At 67.4% G+C, this 19069-nt stretch carries 17 protein-coding genes and 1 tRNA gene; 14 read left to right on the plus strand and 4 right to left on the minus strand.

What is annotated here, in order from left to right:
* The first annotated feature begins 5 nt into the window (after window positions 1-5).
* The 13 genes from nrfD to VGJ96_08595 all read left to right on the plus strand — a co-directional run bounded on the left by nrfD (window position 6) and on the right by VGJ96_08595 (window position 10737).
* A complete protein-coding gene (gene nrfD, locus VGJ96_08535; GenBank protein HEY3287153.1) occupies window positions 6-1436 on the plus strand; it encodes an NrfD/PsrC family molybdoenzyme membrane anchor subunit in 1431 nt (476 codons plus the stop codon).
* Complete coding sequence (locus VGJ96_08540; GenBank protein ID HEY3287154.1) at window positions 1436-1936, plus strand: DUF3341 domain-containing protein; 501 nt, start codon at window positions 1436-1438, stop codon at window positions 1934-1936. The genes nrfD and VGJ96_08540 overlap by 1 nt, the downstream gene beginning before the upstream one ends.
* Window positions 1926-2651, plus strand: coding sequence for a cytochrome c (locus VGJ96_08545; protein HEY3287155.1), 726 nt, complete (start codon window positions 1926-1928; stop codon window positions 2649-2651). The genes VGJ96_08540 and VGJ96_08545 overlap by 11 nt, the downstream gene beginning before the upstream one ends.
* Window positions 2651-3994 (plus strand): hypothetical protein, encoded by a 1344-nt coding sequence (locus VGJ96_08550; GenBank protein ID HEY3287156.1) that lies wholly within the window; start codon window positions 2651-2653, stop codon window positions 3992-3994. The genes VGJ96_08545 and VGJ96_08550 overlap by 1 nt, the downstream gene beginning before the upstream one ends.
* 566 nt (window positions 3995-4560) lie before the next feature.
* A tRNA-Ala gene (locus VGJ96_08555) sits at window positions 4561-4633 on the plus strand.
* 214 nt (window positions 4634-4847) lie between these two features.
* Window positions 4848-5588 carry a heme ABC exporter ATP-binding protein CcmA gene (gene ccmA, locus VGJ96_08560; GenBank protein HEY3287157.1) on the plus strand — a complete coding sequence of 247 codons (741 nt, stop codon included), beginning with the start codon at window positions 4848-4850 and terminating at the stop codon, window positions 5586-5588.
* Window positions 5588-6274 (plus strand): heme exporter protein CcmB, encoded by a 687-nt coding sequence (locus tag VGJ96_08565; protein HEY3287158.1) that lies wholly within the window; start codon window positions 5588-5590, stop codon window positions 6272-6274. The genes ccmA and VGJ96_08565 overlap by 1 nt, the downstream gene beginning before the upstream one ends.
* Window positions 6275-6282: 8 nt before the next feature.
* On the plus strand, window positions 6283-6996 hold the full coding sequence (gene ccsA, locus VGJ96_08570; protein HEY3287159.1) for a cytochrome c biogenesis protein CcsA: 714 nt from the start codon (window positions 6283-6285) through the stop codon (window positions 6994-6996).
* Window positions 6989-7147: a hypothetical protein gene (locus VGJ96_08575; GenBank protein HEY3287160.1), complete on the plus strand. Its 159-nt coding sequence runs from the start codon at window positions 6989-6991 to the stop codon at window positions 7145-7147. Before ccsA ends, VGJ96_08575 begins: the two co-directional genes overlap by 8 nt.
* Window positions 7144-7596, plus strand: a complete 453-nt coding sequence (locus tag VGJ96_08580) for a cytochrome c maturation protein CcmE (GenBank protein HEY3287161.1) — start codon at window positions 7144-7146, stop codon at window positions 7594-7596. The genes VGJ96_08575 and VGJ96_08580 overlap by 4 nt, the downstream gene beginning before the upstream one ends.
* Window positions 7593-9587 carry a heme lyase CcmF/NrfE family subunit gene (locus VGJ96_08585; GenBank protein HEY3287162.1) on the plus strand — a complete coding sequence of 665 codons (1995 nt, stop codon included), beginning with the start codon at window positions 7593-7595 and terminating at the stop codon, window positions 9585-9587. The genes VGJ96_08580 and VGJ96_08585 overlap by 4 nt, the downstream gene beginning before the upstream one ends.
* Entirely contained in the window at window positions 9584-10210 is a 627-nt protein-coding gene (locus VGJ96_08590; protein HEY3287163.1) for a redoxin domain-containing protein, read from the plus strand. The genes VGJ96_08585 and VGJ96_08590 overlap by 4 nt, the downstream gene beginning before the upstream one ends.
* Complete coding sequence (locus VGJ96_08595; GenBank protein ID HEY3287164.1) at window positions 10207-10737, plus strand: cytochrome c-type biogenesis protein; 531 nt, start codon at window positions 10207-10209, stop codon at window positions 10735-10737. The genes VGJ96_08590 and VGJ96_08595 overlap by 4 nt, the downstream gene beginning before the upstream one ends.
* Before the next feature lie 73 nt (window positions 10738-10810).
* On the opposite strand, the gene VGJ96_08600 is transcribed toward VGJ96_08595, so the two are convergent.
* From VGJ96_08600 to VGJ96_08615, 4 genes are all read right to left on the minus strand, one after another.
* Complete coding sequence (locus tag VGJ96_08600) at window positions 10811-12244, minus strand: heavy metal sensor histidine kinase (GenBank protein ID HEY3287165.1); 1434 nt, start codon at window positions 12242-12244, stop codon at window positions 10811-10813.
* The gene (locus VGJ96_08605) at window positions 12237-12908 is read right to left on the minus strand and encodes a heavy metal response regulator transcription factor (protein ID HEY3287166.1); all 672 of its coding nucleotides are present in this window, start codon (window positions 12906-12908) and stop codon (window positions 12237-12239) included. The genes VGJ96_08600 and VGJ96_08605 overlap by 8 nt, the downstream gene beginning before the upstream one ends.
* Window positions 12909-13130: 222 nt before the next feature.
* Window positions 13131-15596: an MtrB/PioB family outer membrane beta-barrel protein gene (locus VGJ96_08610; protein HEY3287167.1), complete on the minus strand. Its 2466-nt coding sequence runs from the start codon at window positions 15594-15596 to the stop codon at window positions 13131-13133.
* Window positions 15597-15608: 12 nt separating this feature from the next.
* The gene (locus tag VGJ96_08615) at window positions 15609-16523 is read right to left on the minus strand and encodes a DmsE family decaheme c-type cytochrome (GenBank protein ID HEY3287168.1); all 915 of its coding nucleotides are present in this window, start codon (window positions 16521-16523) and stop codon (window positions 15609-15611) included.
* A 338-nt stretch (window positions 16524-16861) separates the two neighbouring features.
* On the opposite strand from VGJ96_08615, the gene VGJ96_08620 reads away from it, so the two are divergent.
* The gene (locus VGJ96_08620) at window positions 16862-19069 is read left to right on the plus strand and encodes a hypothetical protein (GenBank protein ID HEY3287169.1); all 2208 of its coding nucleotides are present in this window, start codon (window positions 16862-16864) and stop codon (window positions 19067-19069) included.

A 19069-nucleotide genomic window follows, 5' to 3' on the forward strand; every position in this document is an offset into this window, starting at 1 on the left:
GGACGATGGCAACCATCGCCTACGAACCAAGGCGGCCGAACATCGCCTCGGCGAACGTGCAGCTCCCGGCGATCCGGGACTACGAGCAGGTCGACCACGAGATCACGGCCACGCTGCGGCCCAGCAAGGCCTGGTTCCTGATGCTGCTGATCTCCATGGGCTGCCTGGCCCTTGGCGCCGCCAGCTGGGCGTACCAGATCCACCAGGGCCTCGGCGTCGCGGGATACAATCCGCCGGTGATGTGGGGCGTCTACATCATCACCTTCGTGTTCTGGGTCGGCATCGGCCACGCCGGGACGCTCATTTCGGCCATTCTGTATCTCTTCCGCGCCGGCTTCCGCACCACGATCTACCGGTGCGCCGAGGCGATGACGGTCTTCGCCGTGATGACGGCCGGCCTCTTCCCGATCATTCACGTCGGGCGGCCGTGGAAGGCCTTCTGGCTGATTCCGTATCCCAACTGGCGCCTCCTCTGGCCGCAGTTCAAGTCGCCGCTGGTGTGGGACGTCTTCGCGATCTCGACGTACCTGACCATCTCGACGACCTTCCTCTTCGTCGGCCTGATTCCCGACATCGCCGTGCTGCGCGACCGCGAGACGAACCCGACGCGCAAGCGGATTCTCGCCTTGCTCTCGTTCGGCTGGCGCAACACCGAGCGGGAGTGGCGGCACTTCGCCCGCGCCTACCTGTTCCTGGCGGCGGTCAGCACGCCGCTGGTGCTCTCGGTGCACTCGGTGGTGTCGTTCGACTTCGCCATGGCGCTGACGCCCGGCTGGCACACGACCATCTTCCCGCCCTACTTCGTGGCCGGCGCCATCTTCTCGGGCATCGGGATGGTCTTCACGATCATCATCCCGATCCGGAAGTACTTCCGGCTGCAGCATTACGTGACGCTCAACCACCTCGATGCGGCGGCGAAGCTCTGCCTCACCACGTCGCTCGTGGTCGGGTGCGCGTACCTGATCGAGTTCTTCATCGCCTGGTACGGCGGCGTGCCGGCCGAGCAGGCCTTCTTCTGGAACCGCGTCTTCGGCCAGTGGTGGTGGGCCGCGTGGATCATGCTCACCTGCAACATGATCCTGCCGCTCTCGCTCTTCTCGCAGAAGCTCCGCCGCAACCCGACCTGGCTCTGGATCCTGTCGATCTTCATCAACATCGGCATGTGGTTCGAGCGCTTCGTGATCGTCGTCCCGTCGCTGTCGCACGAGTTCGAGCCGTGGCAGTGGACGACGTACGCGCCGACCTGGGTGGACTACTCCATCCTGATCGGGTCGTTCGGCTGGTTCTTCATGTGGTTCCTGCTCTTTGTCCGCCAGTTCCCGGTGATCGCCATCTCCGAGACCAAGGAGATCGTGCCGCCGCGCGTCCGGCATGTTCACGTGCACACGCCGGCGGACGCCGAAGACTTCGAACCCCAAACGGGACGGGCCCACTAATGCGCGGCGTCCTCGGTCACTTCAAGGAGTTGGACAGCGCGGTGGACGCCATCACCGAGCTGAAGACGGCGCGCCTTGGCGACGTGACGGTGTTCACGCCGACGCCGCGCCACGAGTTCGAGGTGGCGGTGAAGCCGCCGACAAGTCCGGTGCGGCTCTACCTGCTGATCGGCGGCCTCGCCGGCTGCGTGTTCGGCTACTGGATTGCCATCTGGGCGTCCGCCTACTGGCCGCTGGTGGTGGGCGGCAAGGCGTTCGCGTCGTGGATCCCGTACACGATCTTCGGCTTCGAGGTCTTCGTGCTCGTGGGCGCCCTGTCGACGGTCGCCGGCCTGTTCATCCACGCCGGCGTCCCGCGGCTGACCATGATGGTCGGCTACGATCCCCGCTTCAGCAGCGGCGACTTTGGCGTCTGGGTGGAATGCACGCCCGATCGCCTCGCGTCGGCCGAAGCGCTGCTGCGCAAGCACGGGGCGGTGGAGGTGCGCGGTGAACGCTAAATCGCTTCTCCGTCGCGCGGCGCTGGTCGCGCTGCCGCTCGCGCTCGGCGCCTGCGGCACCGGCACGTGGCTCGGCGACTTCAAGCAGCAGCCGTCCGTGGGGCCGTGGCAGGTCTTCAACCCCGACTCGGCGGAGACCAAGGGCTTCCGCGGCAATCCGGCCGGCTCGGTGTCCACCAATGGCACGCTGATGCCCGCGTGGGTCGTGTCGTACGGGCAGTTGCCGAGCGTGATCGACTCCATGTCCACGCTGGCGAATCCCGTGGCGGCCGACACCGCGTCGGTGCACCGCGGCCGCGTCTACTACCAGATCAACTGCGCGCCGTGCCACGGCGTGTCGGGGAAGGGAAACGGGCTCGCGACCACGCTCGGCATGGTACCGATGCCGCTCGTCTCGGACCGCGCCAAGAATTTCACCGACGGCTACATCTGGGGCATGATCCGCAACGGTCGCGGCCTGATGCCGTCGTACAATCGCATTGAAGAGATGGACCGCTGGGACGTCGTGAACTACATCCGCGCGCTGCAGGACAAGGTGCCGGGGATCGTGGCCGACACGACGCCGGCCGGCCTGCCCGGGGAGACGGGTGACAAGCTGCCCGGCTTCACGCAGATCGGTCCCAACCGCAACCCGGCCTTCGTCCGCCCGATCGTGACGGCGGCACCGAAGTCCGCCGAGCCGGCGGCCCAGGCCAAGACGGAGGGCCACAAGTAATGAGCGCCCACGATACTCCCGCCCCGTCGCGCGAACGCGTGGTGGCGGCCATCGACAAGCCGATTCCGGCGACCATCAAGCAGGCCTTCCTGGCGATGTTCGTCGCCGGCTTCGCCGTCTTCCTGTACGGCGTCGCGCGCGGCAACGGCCGCGCGTGGCAGGCCTTCCATGTGAACTGGCTGTTCTTCACGACCATCGCGTCGGCCGGCGTGACGTTCGTGGCGGTGCAGCGCATCACGACGGCGCGCTGGTCGCGCTCGGTGATCCGCTTCCTCGAGGGGTTCGTCGCCTTCCTCCCGTTCGCGTTCGTCGCGCTGATGCTCACCATCTTCTTCGGCGGCCGGGCGGTCTATCCGTGGTGGGACATGCCGGGGACCGGCGAGCTCATCCCCGAGAAGAACCTGTACCTGAATCACACGTTCTTCTGGGCCCGGTCCATCGGCGTGTTCGGCGCGCTGGTGGCGCTGCAGGTCTGGTACGTGTGGACGTCGGTGCGGCTGGACGTCGGCGTGACGCCCGAGCACGGCGCCAAGTGGGCGGCCGGCATTCGCGCCGCGATGCGGCGCAGCTTCGGCGAGGAGCGCCGGGAACTCCATTCCACCCACAGCCGACAGGGGTGGATGGCGGTGGTGATGGCGCTGCTGTTCGGGTTCGGGTGGGTCGTGATGGCGTGGGATCACAGCATGTCGCTCGACATCCACTTCTTCAGCACGATGTACGGCTGGCAGGTCTTCATGGGCGGCTGGGTCGTGGCGCTGATGATCTTCAGCGCCCTCGTGCGGTGGTTCAACCATCACCTCGGCGCGCCGGACCTGATCACCGAGAAGCAGTATCACGACATCGGCAAGCTGTGCTTTGCCTTCACGGCGTTCTGGGGCTACCTGACCTTCTCGCAGTACCTCGTGATCTGGTACGGCAACATGCCGGAGGAGACGCACTTCTTCACGCTGCGCCTGACCGGCGCGTGGAAGACGGCCACGGTGTCGGTGGCGATGCTGATGTTCACGCTGCCGTTCTTCGGCCTGCTGAGCGTGAAGGCCAAGCTGTACACGCCGACAATGATGTTCTTCGCCGCCTGCTCGTTCGTCGGGCTGTGGCTGGCGCGGTATGTCGAGGTGTATCCGTCGATCTACGGGCCGCGCGCGCTGGGTGAGCTGCCGGCGCTGTGGAAGTGGAACCTGGCCCTGTTCGTCGGCTTCCTCGGGGCGTTCGGCTGGTTCTACACCCAGTTCATGGACGGCTTCCCCAAGATGCGTGTCTTCCTGATGACGTCGCCGTATCGCGACGAGGTGCAGGTGCCGTGTGATCCGGAAACCATGGAACCGCTCCCTGCGCATGAATAGATCCGTGCTGGGCCAGTGATGGCGGATGGCGGAGGGCGGGTGGCAGATGCGGCGGGCCGGGGCTATCCGGTCCGCCGGTTTGCGTTGCGGCGGACGGCTTGGAGGAGGCGGACGAGTCTCGGGACCAAGCGGTCGAGTTCGGCGTGCAGTGCCTCGCAGTCTGGGACAAGAAGCAGTCCGGCATCCTGCGCCACATGCAGGTGACTCGCGGTTTCGCGCGCGGACGCAACTGAGATGGCGATGTAGCGCGCGAAGCTCGCTTGCGACTCGGACGCCGCGCCCTCGGCGAGGTTGGCGGGGATTGCACGGACAGAGCGAAGCAACTGGGCGCGCAGATCGCGGTCTCGAACTCTCGCCGCGACTGCGCTGCAGTTGGCAGCGAGGGCTCTCGCCTGAGCGTAGACCTCGAGCTTGTGCAACGGATACATGCCCAAATCCTGCGGCCGCTGCCGCGTACCGCGTCATCACGAGAAGGCATGGTCATCATTCGAGTGCCGCCCGCCATCCGCCATCCGCCATCTGCCATCTGCCCTTCCCACCCATCGATACTTAGATTTGTGCACGTCGGGGCGTTAGCTCAGTTGGGAGAGCACCGGCTTTGCAAGCCGGGGGTCATCGGTTCGAACCCGATACGCTCCATACGAGGACGGGGATCGGCACTACGGCCGGTCCCCGTCATCTCGTTTGCTGTCATTCTCTTTCTCACAAGCGCACAACGAAAACCCTGCTCGCAGAGATACGCTCGAACGTTCAACTCGTTATGCCATATAGTGTTACTACGTAGGGTAAAGCCGTACAGAAAATCGGCATCCTGCGACTGGAAAAGAGGGAGGCAATTGTACTCTTTTCTTTCGTGACCAGCGCCGCCACCCTTCGCGCCCCTGATCTCGCGCTCGACGCGCGCGGCATCGCGCGCCGCTTCGGTGCCCGCTGGGTGTTGCGCGGCGTCAATCTCCAGGTGCAGGCGGGCGAGATGGTCGGCCTGCTCGGCCACAATGGCTGCGGCAAGAGCACGTTCATGCGCATCGTCGCCACGCTGCTCAAGCCATCGGCCGGCGACTGTTTCGTCTACGGGTCGAACGTGAAGACCGAAGGCGACGACGTCCGCCATCACGTGGGCTTCTTCTCCCACGTGCCGGGGCTCTACGATGACCTCACGGCCCGCGAGAACCTCGCCTTCGCCGCCACGATGCTGGGCTTCCCGTCCGCCGATATCGATGCCGCGCTCGAGCGGGTGGGGCTGACCCACGTCACGCATGAACGCGTGCGCGGCTTCTCCGCCGGGATGCAGCGCCGCCTCTCGCTGGCGCGCCTCATCCTGCAGCGCCCGCGCCTGCTCCTCCTCGACGAGCCATACAACAACCTCGACGTGGCGGGCATCGCGCTGATGAACAGCTTCATTCGCGAACTCAACGCTGCGGGGGGCGCGGCGGTGGTCGTGCTGCACGACCTGGTGCCGGCCAAGGGCGTGCTCGACCGCACGGTCATCATTCGCGAGGGCAAGGTGCACGCGCCCACGCTCGGCGACATGGCGCACGACGGCGCGTCGCCGCAGGCCATCACGCTCCCGGCCGGCGCGGCGGGGATCTCGTAATGGCCGTCCGCGACGACATCCGGCGCATCCGCGCGATCGTGTGGAAGGACATCACCACCGAGCTGCGCTCGAAGGCGGGCTTCAACTCCGTCGCCGCCCTCGGCGTCACCATCCTCGTGCTCTTCGGTCTCGCCCTCGGCCCCGACGGCCCGGCGCTGAAGGACGCGGCGGCCGGGGCGCTCTGGCTCGCCGTGCTGTTCGCCGGCGTGCTCGCGTTCAACCGCTCGTACCAGGTGGAACTCGATGGCGGCGCGCTCGAGGCGCTGCTCCTCTACCCGGGGGCGCGCTGGGCGATCTTTGCCGGCAAGCTGATCGCCAACCTGATCTTCGTGACGCTGATGCTGGTCATCGTCGTGCCGGTCGGGATCGTGCTGTTCTCGGTGTCCGTCCCGTCGACGTGGCCGTCGATCCTCGGCGTCATGATGCTGGGCGTCGTCGGCATCGTGGCGCTCGGCACGTTCTATTCCGCGATGTCGAGCCGCAGCCGGGCGCGCGAGGTCCTGCTTCCGCTGCTGCTCTACCCCATGCTGATTCCGGTGCTGCTCGCCTCCATGTCGGCCACCAAGGCCCTGCTGTTCGGCGACGTGATGCAGGAGACGGGGGCCTGGGTGCAAATGCTCGCGGCGTTCGATGTCATCTTCCTCGTGGCAACCTTCGTGGCCTTTGAATACGTGATCGAGGTCTGATCTTCCCAATGTCCCCCGCAACGTCCGGTCAATTCGGTCCGCCGAAGCCGACCCCCGCCTCGCTCGGCTGGGTCGCCATCCTGTTCTTCGTCTTCGCGCAGGTCTACTCGGTCCTCACGTCCCCGGCGGACGCGATGATGGGCCACCTGCAGAAGATGATGTACGTGCACGTCCCCGCGGCCTGGGTCACCTTCGCCGCCTTCGCCGTCGTCCTCATGGCCTCGGTCCTGTACCTGTGGAAGGACGACGAGCGCGCCGACCTGCTGGCGGCCTCGTCCGCGGAGGTCGGCTCGCTGTTCTGCGGCCTCACGCTCGTGCTCGGCATGCTCTGGGGGCGGCCGACGTGGGGGGTCTGGTGGTCGTGGGACGCGCGACTGACCAGCACGCTCGTGCTCTTCCTCATTTTCGTGGGGTATCTGGCCCTGCGGTCATTCGTCGAGGATCCGCAGCGGCGTGGGCAGTGGAGCGCCGCCGTCGGGATCCTCGGTGCCATCAACGTGCCGATCGTCTGGATGTCGGTGCGGTGGTGGCGGACGCTGCACCAGATCCAGAGCAATCCGCGCGGCCTGTCCCCGGAGTACCTCCGTGGGCTGCTGCTCAACGTGGCGGCGTTCACGCTGCTCGTGATCTGGTTCATCTGGCGCCGGTACGAGGCGGCGCGCTACGAGCGCGCGGCGGAACATGCGGCGCAGGCGGCGGCGCTGGGAGGCAACAATGGTTAACGGACTGGAGGACGGCGGCATCGGGTACGTGGTGGCGTCGTACGTCATCACGTGGGTGGTGCTCGGGGTCATGCTGGTGCGGCTGGCCGGTGCGGCGCGCCGGGCCCGGGCAGAGTACGATCAGGCGGCCAAGGGAGAGTTCAGGACATGACGACGAAACGGACCAAGTGGGGCGCGCTGGCTGCGGTCGGCGTGCTCGTGATTGCCTTCGGCTGGCTGATCTACGGCGGCCTCGACAGCAACGTGGTGTACTTCCTCACCCCCAAGGAACTGCTGGCGAAGGGGGCGGATGGGTATGACAAGCCGATCCGGCTGGGCGGGCAGGTGAAACCCGGATCGGTCATCTGGGACGAGAAGGCGCTCGACCTGCGCTTTGCCGTCACGGACGGCACGGGCGAGGTGGTGGTGCACTCCAAGGGCGCGCCGCCGAACATGTTCAAGGACGGCCAGGGCGTGGTGGTGGAGGGACGCTACGGCAAGGACGGCGTCTTCAAGAGCACCAGCCTGATGGTGAAGCATTCCAATGAGTACAAGGCGCCGACGAAGGGCGAACGCCCGTCGGAGATGTACAAGTCCCTCATGAAGAGCACCGGGACATGACCCGACTGTTAGCCTACGACGCCATCCTGGTCGCCCTCGCCGTCACGGCGCTGGGGGCGCTCTTCGGCCCGATCGCCGTCCGGCGCGGACGCCGTGACTGGCTGATGTACCTGTACGCCGCGGTCTACACCAACTTCGTGCTCGTCACGGTGTCGACGCTGGCGCTGGTGTACGGCCTGGTCTCGCACGACTTCAGCATCTCGTACGTCGCGCAGGTGGGCAGCCGCGCGACGCCGACGTTCTACACGATCATCTCGCTGTGGGGCGCGCTCGAGGGCTCGATCGTCTTCTGGGCCTGGGTGCTCGCGATGTACGCGGCCGCCGTCGTCTGGTTCAACCGGAAGCGCGAGGGGAACCTCGTGCCGTACGCGGCGATGACGCTTCTGGTGGTGGCGCTCTTCTTCCACGTCCTGCTGATCGGGCCGGCCAATCCGTTCCAGCCGGTCTTCCCGGTGCCGTTCGACGGCCCGGGGCCGAATCCGCTGCTGCAGAACCACATCCTGATGGGCGTGCATCCGCCGCTCCTCTACCTGGGCTACGTCGGGCTCACGGTGCCGTTCGCCTTCGCCGTGGGCGCGATGCTCAGCGGCGAGGTGGCGAGCGACGACTGGATCCGCCTGACGCGCCGCTGGACGATCACCGCCTGGGGCTTCCTCACCGCCGCGATCATCGCCGGCATGTGGTGGTCGTACGAAGTGCTGGGCTGGGGCGGCTACTGGGCGTGGGATCCGGTCGAGAATGCGTCGTTCATTCCCTGGCTGACGGCCACGGCCTACCTGCACTCGGTGATGGTGCAGGAGCGGCGCGGGATGCTGAAGCTGTGGAACCTGAACCTGATGGTCGGCACCTTCGTGCTGACGATCCTCGGCACGTTCCTCACGCGCTCCGGGATCATCTCGTCGGTGCACGCCTTCACGCAGGGCACCATCGGCTACTACTTCCTCGGCTTCATCGCGCTGGTGCTGGTCGCCACGCTCTTCCTGGTGGCGGGCAACAGCGACAAGCTGGCGTCCGACGGCAAGCTCGACGCGCCGCTGTCGCGCGAGACGGTCTTCCTGCTGCAGAACCTGCTCTTCACGACGTTCATGTTCACGGTGCTCATCGGCACGCTCTTTCCGCTGGTCGCCGAGGCGGCGCGCGGCGTGAAGGTGAGCGTGGGAACGCCGTTCTTCAACCGCATGAGCATCCCGCTGATGGTGGCGCTCCTCTTCCTGATGGGCGTCGGCCCGGCGCTGCCGTGGCGGAAGGCGGCGGGGCCGGAGCTGAAGGCGAAGCTCGTCCCGGGCGTGATCCTCGGGCTGGTGCTCGCCATCGTGGCAATCGTCGCCGGGGCGCGCAACGTCTACTCCATTCTCGCCTTCTCGTTCGCCGGCTTCGCGCTGGGCGTCAACGTCGAGGAGTTCGTGCGCGGAGCCAACGCCCGCGTGAAAGCGCACGGGGAATCGTGGCCCATCGCGCTGTCGCACCTGGTGGGCGGCAATCGCCGGCGCTACGGCGGCTACATCGCCCACATCGGCGTGGTGCTCGTCGCGTTCGGCGTGACCGCCTCGTCGACGTTCCGCACGGAGCAGGAAGCGACGCTGAAGCCGGGTGAGACGGTGACGGTGGCCGGCCACACGGTGCGCTTCAAGAACGCGTGGGGGCGGGAGGAGAAGCAGCGCCAGGTGATCGGCGCGACCATGGAGCTGATGGACGGCAACCGCGTGGTCTCCACCGCCGAGCCGCGGATGAACTACTATCCGACGTCGCAGCAGCCGGTGCCGACGCCGGACGTGCGCAGCATGCTGTCGGGCGACCTCTACTTCAACCTGATGGCCTTCAAGCAGGACGGGTCGAACGTCACTGTGAAGGTGATCTGGGAGCCGCTCGTGCCCTGGATCTGGTTTGGCGGGTTCGTGCTCTGTCTCGGCGCCGTCGTCGGGATCCTGCCGCAGCGCCAGAAAATGGCGGCGGCGGTACCGGCCGTGGCGCTGGCGGAGGCCGCGCCGTGAACTGGAAGCGCGCCTCGATTGCCGCGGCCACGGCCGCGCCCGTGATCGCGCTCTTCGCGTGGGGACTGACGCGCGATCCGAACAACATTCCCTCGCCCCTGCCGGGGCGCGAGGCGCCGCAGTTCGCGCTGCAGGTCTTTGCGCCGGGGCAGGGGGACCTGCATCGCCCGATCGGCGACACCGTGCGCCTCGCCGACCTGCGCGGCAAGGTGGTGGTGCTGAATTTCTGGGCGTCGTGGTGCCTCGCCTGCCGTGACGAGCACGCCGCGCTTTCCGAAGTGGCGCAGACGTACGCGGGCCAGCCGGTGCAGTTCCTCGGCGTGCTCTACAACGACGTGCCCGACAAGGGCACGGCCTGGATTGCCGAGATGGGCGGGCAGTCGTATCCGTCAGTGGACGATCCGGGCGCGCGCGTGGCCATCGATTACGGCCTCTATGGCGTGCCGGAGACGTTCTTCCTCGACGCCAGCGGACGCGTGGCGTACAAGCACACGGGGCCGGTGACGCCCGGCGTCGTGCGCCTGAAGGTGGACTCACTGATGGCCGCGGCGCGGCAGGCGGCGCCCGCGGCACCCGCGGGAGCCGGTGTCGCTCCCGCTCCCACGCCGGAGAGCGGCAAATGATCTACTCCCGAATCCTCGCCCGGCTGCTCGTTGGCGTGACGGCGGCGGTATCGCTCGCGGGCGGCACGCTCGTCGCCCAGGCGCCGGCCCTGCCGGCCGCGCCGCAGAACGCGCCGCAGGACAGCGGCGCCCTGCGCGTGCAGGTGCAGGGCACGCTGACCGACGCGCAGAAGAACGACAAGTCGCTCGAAGCCGCCACCAAGTCGGTGGCCTCGGAACTCCGCTGCCCCGTCTGTCAGGGCGTGTCCATCCAGGACTCGCCGTCCGAACTGGCGCAGCAGATGCGCACCGTGGTCAAGGAGCAGCTCGCCGCGGGCAAGTCCTCGGATCAGGTCAAGGACTACTTCATCTCCAAGTACGGCGAGTGGATCCTGCTCGAACCCAAGGCGTCCGGCTTCAACCTGCTGGTCTACCTGCTGCCGGCGTTTCTCGTGCTCGGCGGCGCGGTCTTCCTTGTCTTCCTCGTGAAGAAGTGGACGTCGGCCGCGCCGGCCGCGGCAGCGCCGAGTGCGCTTGACGACGAGTAGGACGGTCCGCTAGAAGCGTCTGCCGGGTGCGGTTGATCGGGCCGCGCAGGCGTGCCACCGCGCCGGCGGCGTCTCAGGCGTCGCCTCGCGCGGGGAACTCGAGGGTGACCGTGGTACCGACGCCGAATTCGCTTTCGACCTTGGCCTCTCCGCCATGCAGCCGCATGATGGAGCGCACGATCGCGAGCCCAAGGCCGGAGCCGGGGCGGTCGGTTGCGCCGTCATCGGCGCGATAGAATCGGTCGAAGAGTTGAGGCAGATGTTCCGGCCGTATACCGCACCCGTTGTCGCGGACGGTCACGGTGGCGCCGCCGCCCGAACGTTGCTGCGCATTCAGGACCACCGTCCCACCCGGAGGCGTGTGCTTCAACGCGTTGGCCAGCAGGTTGCTGACGGCGCGTCGCACGAGCATCGGGTCGCCCGTGATCGTGGCGTCTCCATCACAGCGCGTCCGCACGTCGCGTTCCGCCGCGAGCGCCTCGTAGAAATCCTGTACGGCCACGAGTTCCCGCCGGATGGGGAACGAGGTGGAGTCGATCGCCTGCCGGGGATCCTCGCTGCGGGCGATGAACAAGAGCCCGTCGATCAACCGGGAGAGCCGCTCAAGTTCTTCGAGGCTCGAGCCGAGCGATTGCTGGTACTCCTCGGCCGTCCGAGGGCGGGCGAGGGTAACCTCGGCGTTGCCCCGCAGGTTGTTGATCGGGTTCCTGAGCTCATGCGCGAGGTCCGCGGCGAATTGCGACAGGCGGTTGAATGCTTCGCCAAGGCGCGCCAGCATCTCGTCGAAGTCGTTTGCGAGTCCCTGTAGTTCCGTCGGCCAGGGACGCGACGAGAGCGGCTGCAGGTCGAGACGGCTGGCGGTAATGGCGCGCACCCGGCCGGCGATGTCGTAGACTGGACGGACGGCCATGCGCGACACGAGCAGGCTGGCGAGCGCCGAGAGGATGACGCCGGCGCCGAGTACGACCGCCAGCAGCCAGGCGTAGCGGCGCAGCACGCCCTCGGTGCGTTCGATGTCGAGGGCCACCTGCAGGCGCACCGGTCCCGTGCCGTCCACGCCGTCGGCGAGTCGCGACGCCAGCAGGTACCGGTCATCCGCGCTCGGCGCGCATTCAGCGCAGTTCGATGTCGCGGCGCCCTGTGCTGCGTGCGCGGGGAACGCCGTAACGGACAGTGCGGGCGGCATGCCGGTTGTCTCGATGATCACGCGGCCAGACGGTTCGAGGATCCGCAGGTAGTACCGCAGCGGCCCCTCGTCGCCTGCCTCGTGCTGGATCTCACTCGCAATTGCCTCCGAGCCCAGCGGGAACGACGAGACGAGATGGGCGAGCACGGTGAGCTTGCTAGCGACGAGTTTGGCGTCCTGCTGCCGCAGTTCGCGGGCGAGACCCCAGTAGAGAATGCTGCCCGCGGCCGTCAGCAGCGCCAGGGTCTTCAATGCGTGAACGTGCGACAGGCGGCCCGCAATGGACCACGGTCGGCTGGACCGCTGCGGCGTCTCAGGCATGCTCGAGAACGTAACCAACTCCGCGTACCGTCCGGATGAGCTTCGTGGTGAACGGGTCGTCCACCTTCGCCCGGAGCCGACGGATGGCGACGTCCACCACATTGGTATCGCTGTCGAAGTGCATCTCCCAGACCAGTTCCGAGATCAACGTGCGCGACAGGACCTCGCCGCGCCGGCGCACAAGCAACGACAGCAGCGCGAACTCCTTGGGGGTCAGGTCTAGGCGCTGCCCGCCGCGCGTGGCGCGATGGCGAGTGACGTCGAGTTCGAGATCGTCGACGGTCAGCACGTCCGGCTGGCGGGCCGGGCCGCGCCGCAGGATCGAGCGAACGCGCGCCAGGAGTTCGGAGAAGGCAAACGGCTTCACCAGATAATCGTCGGCCCCTTCCTCGAGACCTCGCACCCGGTCGCTCACGGCGTCGCGCGCGGTCAGGAAGAGCACAGGCGTCTGGCGTCCGGCGCGCCGCAAGGAGGCGAGCACCGACCAGCCATCGCGACGCGGCAATCCGATATCGAGCACGATGAGGTCGTACGTCTCTTCGAGCGCCAGGTGCAAGCCGTCGTCGCCGTTGAGCGCCACGTCCACCACGAATCCTGATTCCGACAGGCCGCGATGCAGGTAGTCGGCAGCCTTGCGCTCGTCCTCAACGATCAGAATTCGCATGGCGGAGAGTCGCGATCAGCGTGAAAGTGCGGCGCGCCAGGCGGGACAGCGCCGGTGGAGCGTTCGAAGGAGCCGGAAACAACGAGCGGCCAGCCAGGCGCAGGAGGGGACGCCAGCCAGCCGCACGCTGCCCATGCCAATCTAGCGGTCCTTCAAAGCTCCGGGTACGCGGCGGGGGTGTCGATGCGGCCCGCGTCCCGGGGCTTGAGGGGGTGTGTCGACCTACCTGGTCCCGCCGAATCCGTACGTCAGTCCGACGTACACCGCCGTTCCATTGTACGCAGGCGCGAGATACGAACCCAGATTCGGGAGCCGGTTGCCCCACTGATGCGACCGCGACGTATCGCGCAGCAGCAAGTCGCTGCCAACGGTCTCGAACTGGGGCGTCCCGGCGCTCTGCTGCCAATCGTCCAACGTATAGCGCTCGTTGCGCAGCCCAAGCCGAGCCTGAATCCGGCCGAACAGCGGCGCGACGAGCGAGACGTCGGTCACCGTGGTGCGCTGCTGCACCGGCGTTGGCGACTGGAAGGCATACTCATTGGTCGCCGGCAGTGGGGTACCGTCGAAACTGGTGGCGCCGAATCCGCCGTACGCGAGGTCCATGTCGGCCCTGGCGGACGTGAAGTTCACCGCCACGGTGACCCGATTCGGCACCAGGGCGTACGTGCCGCCGAGCATCATGTAGGTGTTGCGGTCCTCGAAGTTGGCGGTCCACTCGCTGGACTCGCGCGTCCATGGACCGAGCACGGCGGTATTGATCGCACTCGGGTTCATCTTGTTATTCTCGTTGAACTCGATGCCCCGCATGTCGGATGTGCCGAGGTCGTAGCCGTACGACGCATTGAGGCCCAGCCGGTCATTGGGCGCGTACGTGGCATCGAAGGACAGCTGTTGCTGCGAGCGCTTGAGCAGGCCCAGTTGCTTGCCCGGCGTGCGCGCCTCCCGGTCCGCGACGGAGAGGCCGATCAGCGGCTGCACCGATGTCACGTCCGAGTCGAAATCGTCGGTGCGCGTCTTGAACCGAGTGGAGAGCGACAGTGTCGAGGTCGGCGTCAGCGTGACCGAGAGATCGGCCTGGTCGCGCGTCCGGTCGGCCATCGTGTAGGCCCGCGTGTCCGGGTGGTTCTCGAACGAGAACTGGGGGTTGTTGTTGTCGTTCGCATCCGTCGGCGCGTACCAGTAGCTCTTGCTCGCCGCCCGCCAGTTGTACTCGCCGGCGTCGCGCGTCCCGCGCTGCAGGCGCGCGCGCGCCGAGAGCCACTTCGCGGGACGGCCGTTCCAGGCCAGCCGCACGATGTTCTCGGACGTCGACTCGGCTTCGAGATGCTCGCGCCCGAAGTCCTCGCGCTCGAAGCCGACGGTGACGCTTCCCTTGAGCAGGGGCACTCGCACCGCCGTCTCGACGCCGAAATTCTGGCGATCCCACGCGAACTCCTCGTTCACTCGCTTATTCACGTACGACACCGTGCCGGTCAGGCCAGCCGCGTCCTGCGTGACGTATTGCCACTGCGCCGACGGCGTCTGATTGTCCAGGGCGTAGTGACGGGCGAAGGCTCGGAGGTTCAGGCGCGGCAGCGGGGCGATGCTGTACTCCGCCGAGAGCGCCGTGGTCTCCATCTTGCCCTGTGTACTGGCGCGCGGGAGCGTCTTGTTGGCCAGCATGTCATTTTGATAGGCATACGGCAGCAGGTCGCCGTCCTGTTCCATCGTGCCGCGTACGACGCTGGCGGTCAGCCGGCTGGCCCACGGAAGGGCAAGTCCCCCGGAGAGCGTGACCGCCTGGTAGCTATTGTCGGGCGACAGCGGGCGGCGACCGTACACGCCAACCGCGCGGTCCCACGTGTCGAATGACGCACCCGCTGGGGCCGACGCCCAGATATTGCGCCAGGTCAGGACATCGATCTCGTTCTCGAACTGTGACCGAAGGTATTCGGCGCGCACCTGATAGCGCGGTTTCACGATCTCCGCAGTCAGGGTGAGGTCGCCGGTCGCATAGTCCACCGGCTCCGCGAACTGGACGTTCAGCGTGCGCGGCGGACGGTCCCCGATCGGCCCGTAGCCGACCTTGCTCCCCGCCTTCTCGCGCCGAGTGTAGCCTGCCGAGAGATTGACCGACTGGATGCCACTGTACTGCAGGACGAAGGAGCCGTTCTTCGACGTCGTTCCGAGCGCAACGGGCCGAGCGTAGGCCTGCATATACGCGGCCGCGATCGCGTCGCTGGCCACCACATTGGCCGCATCCGACGCGCCGGTGCCGAGCTTCTTGAACGTGATCGCCATGGTCTGCGACACGTCGAGCGTGCCCGGCGTGGATGACGTATACGGGCTCTTCGCCGCGTGACTGAGGTCGTGCGGCAGCTCGTCCCACGTGGCCTTCAGGCGCCACACGCCGGGCTGGCCCACCGAAAGTCCCAGACTCTGGTCGCGGCGCGTCACGTCGGCTCCGGCGATGTTGAAGCTGAGTCCACTGGCCGACTTGGTTCCGAAGTTGAACGCGAGGGGCGTGCGGCCGTCCCGGAGGTCACGATACTCCGTGAAGACGCTGGAGTTCGTACTGTTGTCCACCTGCTGGAGGCCGATCGTGATCTGCCCGCCGCTCGTAGCGGGAGCGGTCTTCGCCGCGGTCCCCTGGGGCGACGCGATCGCCGGAAGGGCCGCCAGCGTCAAGCTTGCGATCAGTTTGCGCATGGTAGGGTCTCCTTACCGGGTAAACTTCGGACCCGACGGGTGCTGCGACCCGTGGATCGTGATGTGGCAGTTCACGCAGCCTTCGCCCTGCGGATTGCTCGTGCGGTTGTAGCGCGGAAGGTTGATGTGCCCGCCGTACGAGTGACACGAGAGGCAGAGGAACGCCTCCTTCTTGTTGAGGAGCTTCCGGTTCGTCGAACCGTGTGCGTCGTGACAGTTCACGCAGCTTTCGCGGACCGGCGCATGCTCCCAGAGGTATGGACCGCGCTTGCCGGCATGGCACGACGTGCACGTCTCGTTGACGGACGCGGTCTTGAGCAGCGCCGGGTTCGAGCCATGCACATTGTGGCACGACGCGCAGTCCATCCGCCCTTCGCGCACGGGGTGATGCGACGTCTTCGCCATCTGGACCCTGGTCGTGGCGTGGCAACGGAAGCAGGTCTCCGTCACCCGGCCGCGGGTGAGGACCGCCGAGGCGTCGCGGGGGGCCTTGGCGGCATGGCACGATGTGCAGCTGACGTCACCGCCCAGGTGGGCACCCGACATGAAGGTCAGTCGGCTGCCCCCGGCATGGCATTGCATGCAGATGCCGGACTGCTGTGCCTTCGTCAGCGAGTGCCATTCGGTGCCCGGCTTCGGGTCGTCGATGTGCTTGCTGCGCGGCCCATGGCACGATTCACAACTGCCCGACACGGCGGTCTTGCCCGCCTTGAAATACTCGGCGTGCGCGCTCAGTCCGAACTTCGCGTGCATCTCCTCGTGGCAGCCCGCGCAGGTCTTGTCGTCGCGCACGAAGGTCGCGCCCTTGAACGCGGGATTGAGTCGCTCCCAATCCACCTGCTGGGCGCCGGCCGTCGTAGTTGCCGCGAACGACATCCCCGTCAGCGCGGCCACCGCGAACATCCACCTCTCCAAAGCACGTCGCATGGCGTGTTTGCTCCCTTGAGTGATTCCTGGAGCTCCGGGCTGGACTGCTCGGAGCTGGCCAATCAGTAGCGCCCATGAGCGGCGCAGATCCGCAACCCGTCCCAGAAGACAACGTCTGGGTCCGACGGCGGATGGAGGCAGCATGCGACCGGAGGGGCTCGGCTTTCTGTTGCTTCCGGTGCATGCAGTCTGATGTCCGGGCCCCAACGGCAGGATGACCGGCGGATTACACTTCTGTCATCTCATCGGCGCCGCATCCGAGGCCGCCGGTGCCCCGCCACATTGTGACGCGGCGCGCCGCGTGCGAACTTTGGGCCGACGCTTCCCCGTGACGGTTGATGCTCGACCCCATCGAACACCTCGCGCGCGACGACAAGTGGCAGCTGGGCGCCGGCGACGGCACGCTGTTCGCGCCCACGTATCCCGCGTGGCTTGACACGCCGGGGTTCTGGGACGAGGCCACGGTCTACCAGTACGCCTTCGCGCCGCTCTTCACCGTGACGGTGCTCGACGCCGCCGGCCGCGAGGTGCCGGCCCGCGCGGTCTCCCGGCGCTGGACGCCCGCCGACCTGACCGTGACCTACCGGCTCGACTCGGGGATCACCGCGACCGAGGTGCGCACCGTGCATCCGGGCGGCGTCTTCGTCTCGGAATGGCGATTCGCCTCGTTCGGGCCGGTGACCGTGCATCTCGTGGCATGGACGGCGCAGGACGGCGTGTCGGTGCCGATGGGCGAGGCGGCGTGGTCGGACGGGGCCATCGCATTTCCCCGCCTGCTCAGCGACCGGCGGCAGCAGCCGCTGCGCGTGCGCGCCGAGCTTGCCTGCATCGGCGAGGCGGCGTCCTGGTCGGCGCTGCGCAGCGAGAAGAACGCGCCCCACCCGCTGTGGCGACACACGCCGTTCGTCGAGCAGTGGCGTGCCGGCGGATTGCCGCGCGTCGTCCGCGATGAAGGCATCGCCCCCGACGGGTTGTTCTACGCGGCGGTGCATCGCGCGGTCGACATCGGCTACCAGGGCGCCTCCGCGGTCTTCGCGATGAAGGTGACCGCGGACGATCCGGCGCTCCCGGTGACGGCGGCGTCGCGCAGCGTGCGGCCGTCGCACGGCACCATCGCCGGCGCGAGCCGACGCCGCTGGCATGCCTGGTTCGAACGCGTGCCGCAGCTGCGCTGCTCCGACCCGTACCTCGAGACCTACTACTACTACCGCTGGTACGGACTCTTCCTGAACGCGACGGCGGGCGGGCACGGCAACCATCGCTGGCCCTCGATGTGCGAAGGCATTGGCTTCTTCCACCAGCCCATCTCGTACTCGGCGCAGTGCCACGCCCGCGAGCTCCGGTGGCTCGACGACGCGGAGCACGCCCGCGGCGTGCTGCGCACCTTCTTTGCGCACCAGAAGGAGGACGGCGCGCTGCACGGACGCATCTACGCCAACCATCTCACCGGCACCGACTACTATCACGCCGACTGGGGCGGTGCGCTGATGGCGCTCGACGCGGCGTGGCCCGACGACGCGTTCATTCGCGAGCTCTATCCGGCGATGGCGCGCTTTGCCGAGTGGATGGTGCGCACGCGCGACGCCGACGGCACGGGGATGATTGACGTCGTGGACCAGTACGAGACCGGCCAGGAGTACATGAGCCGCTATCAGGCGGTGGACCCCGACGCCGACCGCTACGGTTGGGAGAACCGCCTGCGGCTCAAGGGAATCGACGTCACCGTCTACGCCTACGTGCTCTTTCGCACGCTCGAGCGGTACGCGCCCAAGGCCGGCGACGCCGCCGCGCGCTGGAAGCACCTGGCCACGCGGACGCGCGACGCGGTGCGCGACGAGATGTGGGACGCGGAGCGCGAACTGTTCTCCGACGTCCACCCCGGGACGGGGCAGCGCACCGGCGTGAAGGCGGCGGTCTGTTTCTACCCGTACTTCACCGACATCGTGGACGAGTCGCATCTGCGCGGCCTCCGCCAGTCGCTGCTGGACCCGAAGCAGTTCTGGACCGCCTTTCCGGTGCCCTCCTCCGCGCTCGACGATCCGCTCTTCAATGCCGAGGCGGAGTGGAAGGGCAAGCGACACGTCTGTCCGTGGAACGGCCGCACGTGGCCGATGACCAACAGCCATATGGTCGAGGCGCTGGCGGCGGCGTCGCGCCTGGGCGCGCCCGCGCTGCGCGAGCGCGCCGGCGAGCTGCTGCAGCGTTTCGTGCGGATGATGTTCCACGACGGCGACCTGCGGCGCCCGAATTGCTTCGAGCACTACAATCCGTTCACGGGGCACGCGTCGGTCTACCGCGGCATCGACGACTATCAGCACTCGTGGGTGGCGGACCTGATCCTGCAGTACGCGGCGGGGGTGCGCCCGCACGAGCACGGCGTGACCATCGATCCATTCCCGCTGAACCTCGAGCAGCTCACGCTGACCGGTGTCCGCGTCCGCGGTCGGGCGCTCGAAGTGCGCATCGTCGGCGACCGGTTCACGGTGATCTCCGGCGGCGACCGGATTGAATCGACCATCGGCGACGCGGTGGAGCTGCCCGACTAG

It is taken from the genome of Gemmatimonadaceae bacterium (genome assembly GCA_036504815.1).
Lineage (GTDB): Bacteria > Gemmatimonadota > Gemmatimonadetes > Gemmatimonadales > Gemmatimonadaceae > PNKL01.

What these genes read in the sequence shown, in the direction of transcription:
- ccsA (HEY3287159.1), top strand. Translation starts at nt 6,283, where the DNA reads ATGTCCCCCGCAACGTCCGGTCAATTCGGTCCGCCGAAGCCGACCCCC.
- VGJ96_08615 (HEY3287168.1), bottom strand. Translation starts at nt 16,523, where the DNA reads ATGCGACGTGCTTTGGAGAGGTGGATGTTCGCGGTGGCCGCGCTGACG.
- VGJ96_08540 (HEY3287154.1), top strand. Translation starts at nt 1,436, where the DNA reads ATGCGCGGCGTCCTCGGTCACTTCAAGGAGTTGGACAGCGCGGTGGAC.
- nrfD (HEY3287153.1), top strand. Translation starts at nt 6, where the DNA reads ATGGCAACCATCGCCTACGAACCAAGGCGGCCGAACATCGCCTCGGCG.
- VGJ96_08610 (HEY3287167.1), bottom strand. Translation starts at nt 15,596, where the DNA reads ATGCGCAAACTGATCGCAAGCTTGACGCTGGCGGCCCTTCCGGCGATC.
- VGJ96_08585 (HEY3287162.1), top strand. Translation starts at nt 7,593, where the DNA reads ATGACCCGACTGTTAGCCTACGACGCCATCCTGGTCGCCCTCGCCGTC.
- VGJ96_08575 (HEY3287160.1), top strand. Translation starts at nt 6,989, where the DNA reads ATGGTTAACGGACTGGAGGACGGCGGCATCGGGTACGTGGTGGCGTCG.
- VGJ96_08600 (HEY3287165.1), bottom strand. Translation starts at nt 12,244, where the DNA reads ATGCCTGAGACGCCGCAGCGGTCCAGCCGACCGTGGTCCATTGCGGGC.
- VGJ96_08580 (HEY3287161.1), top strand. Translation starts at nt 7,144, where the DNA reads ATGACGACGAAACGGACCAAGTGGGGCGCGCTGGCTGCGGTCGGCGTG.
- VGJ96_08605 (HEY3287166.1), bottom strand. Translation starts at nt 12,908, where the DNA reads ATGCGAATTCTGATCGTTGAGGACGAGCGCAAGGCTGCCGACTACCTG.
- VGJ96_08620 (HEY3287169.1), top strand. Translation starts at nt 16,862, where the DNA reads ATGCTCGACCCCATCGAACACCTCGCGCGCGACGACAAGTGGCAGCTG.
- VGJ96_08565 (HEY3287158.1), top strand. Translation starts at nt 5,588, where the DNA reads ATGGCCGTCCGCGACGACATCCGGCGCATCCGCGCGATCGTGTGGAAG.
- VGJ96_08595 (HEY3287164.1), top strand. Translation starts at nt 10,207, where the DNA reads ATGATCTACTCCCGAATCCTCGCCCGGCTGCTCGTTGGCGTGACGGCG.
- VGJ96_08550 (HEY3287156.1), top strand. Translation starts at nt 2,651, where the DNA reads ATGAGCGCCCACGATACTCCCGCCCCGTCGCGCGAACGCGTGGTGGCG.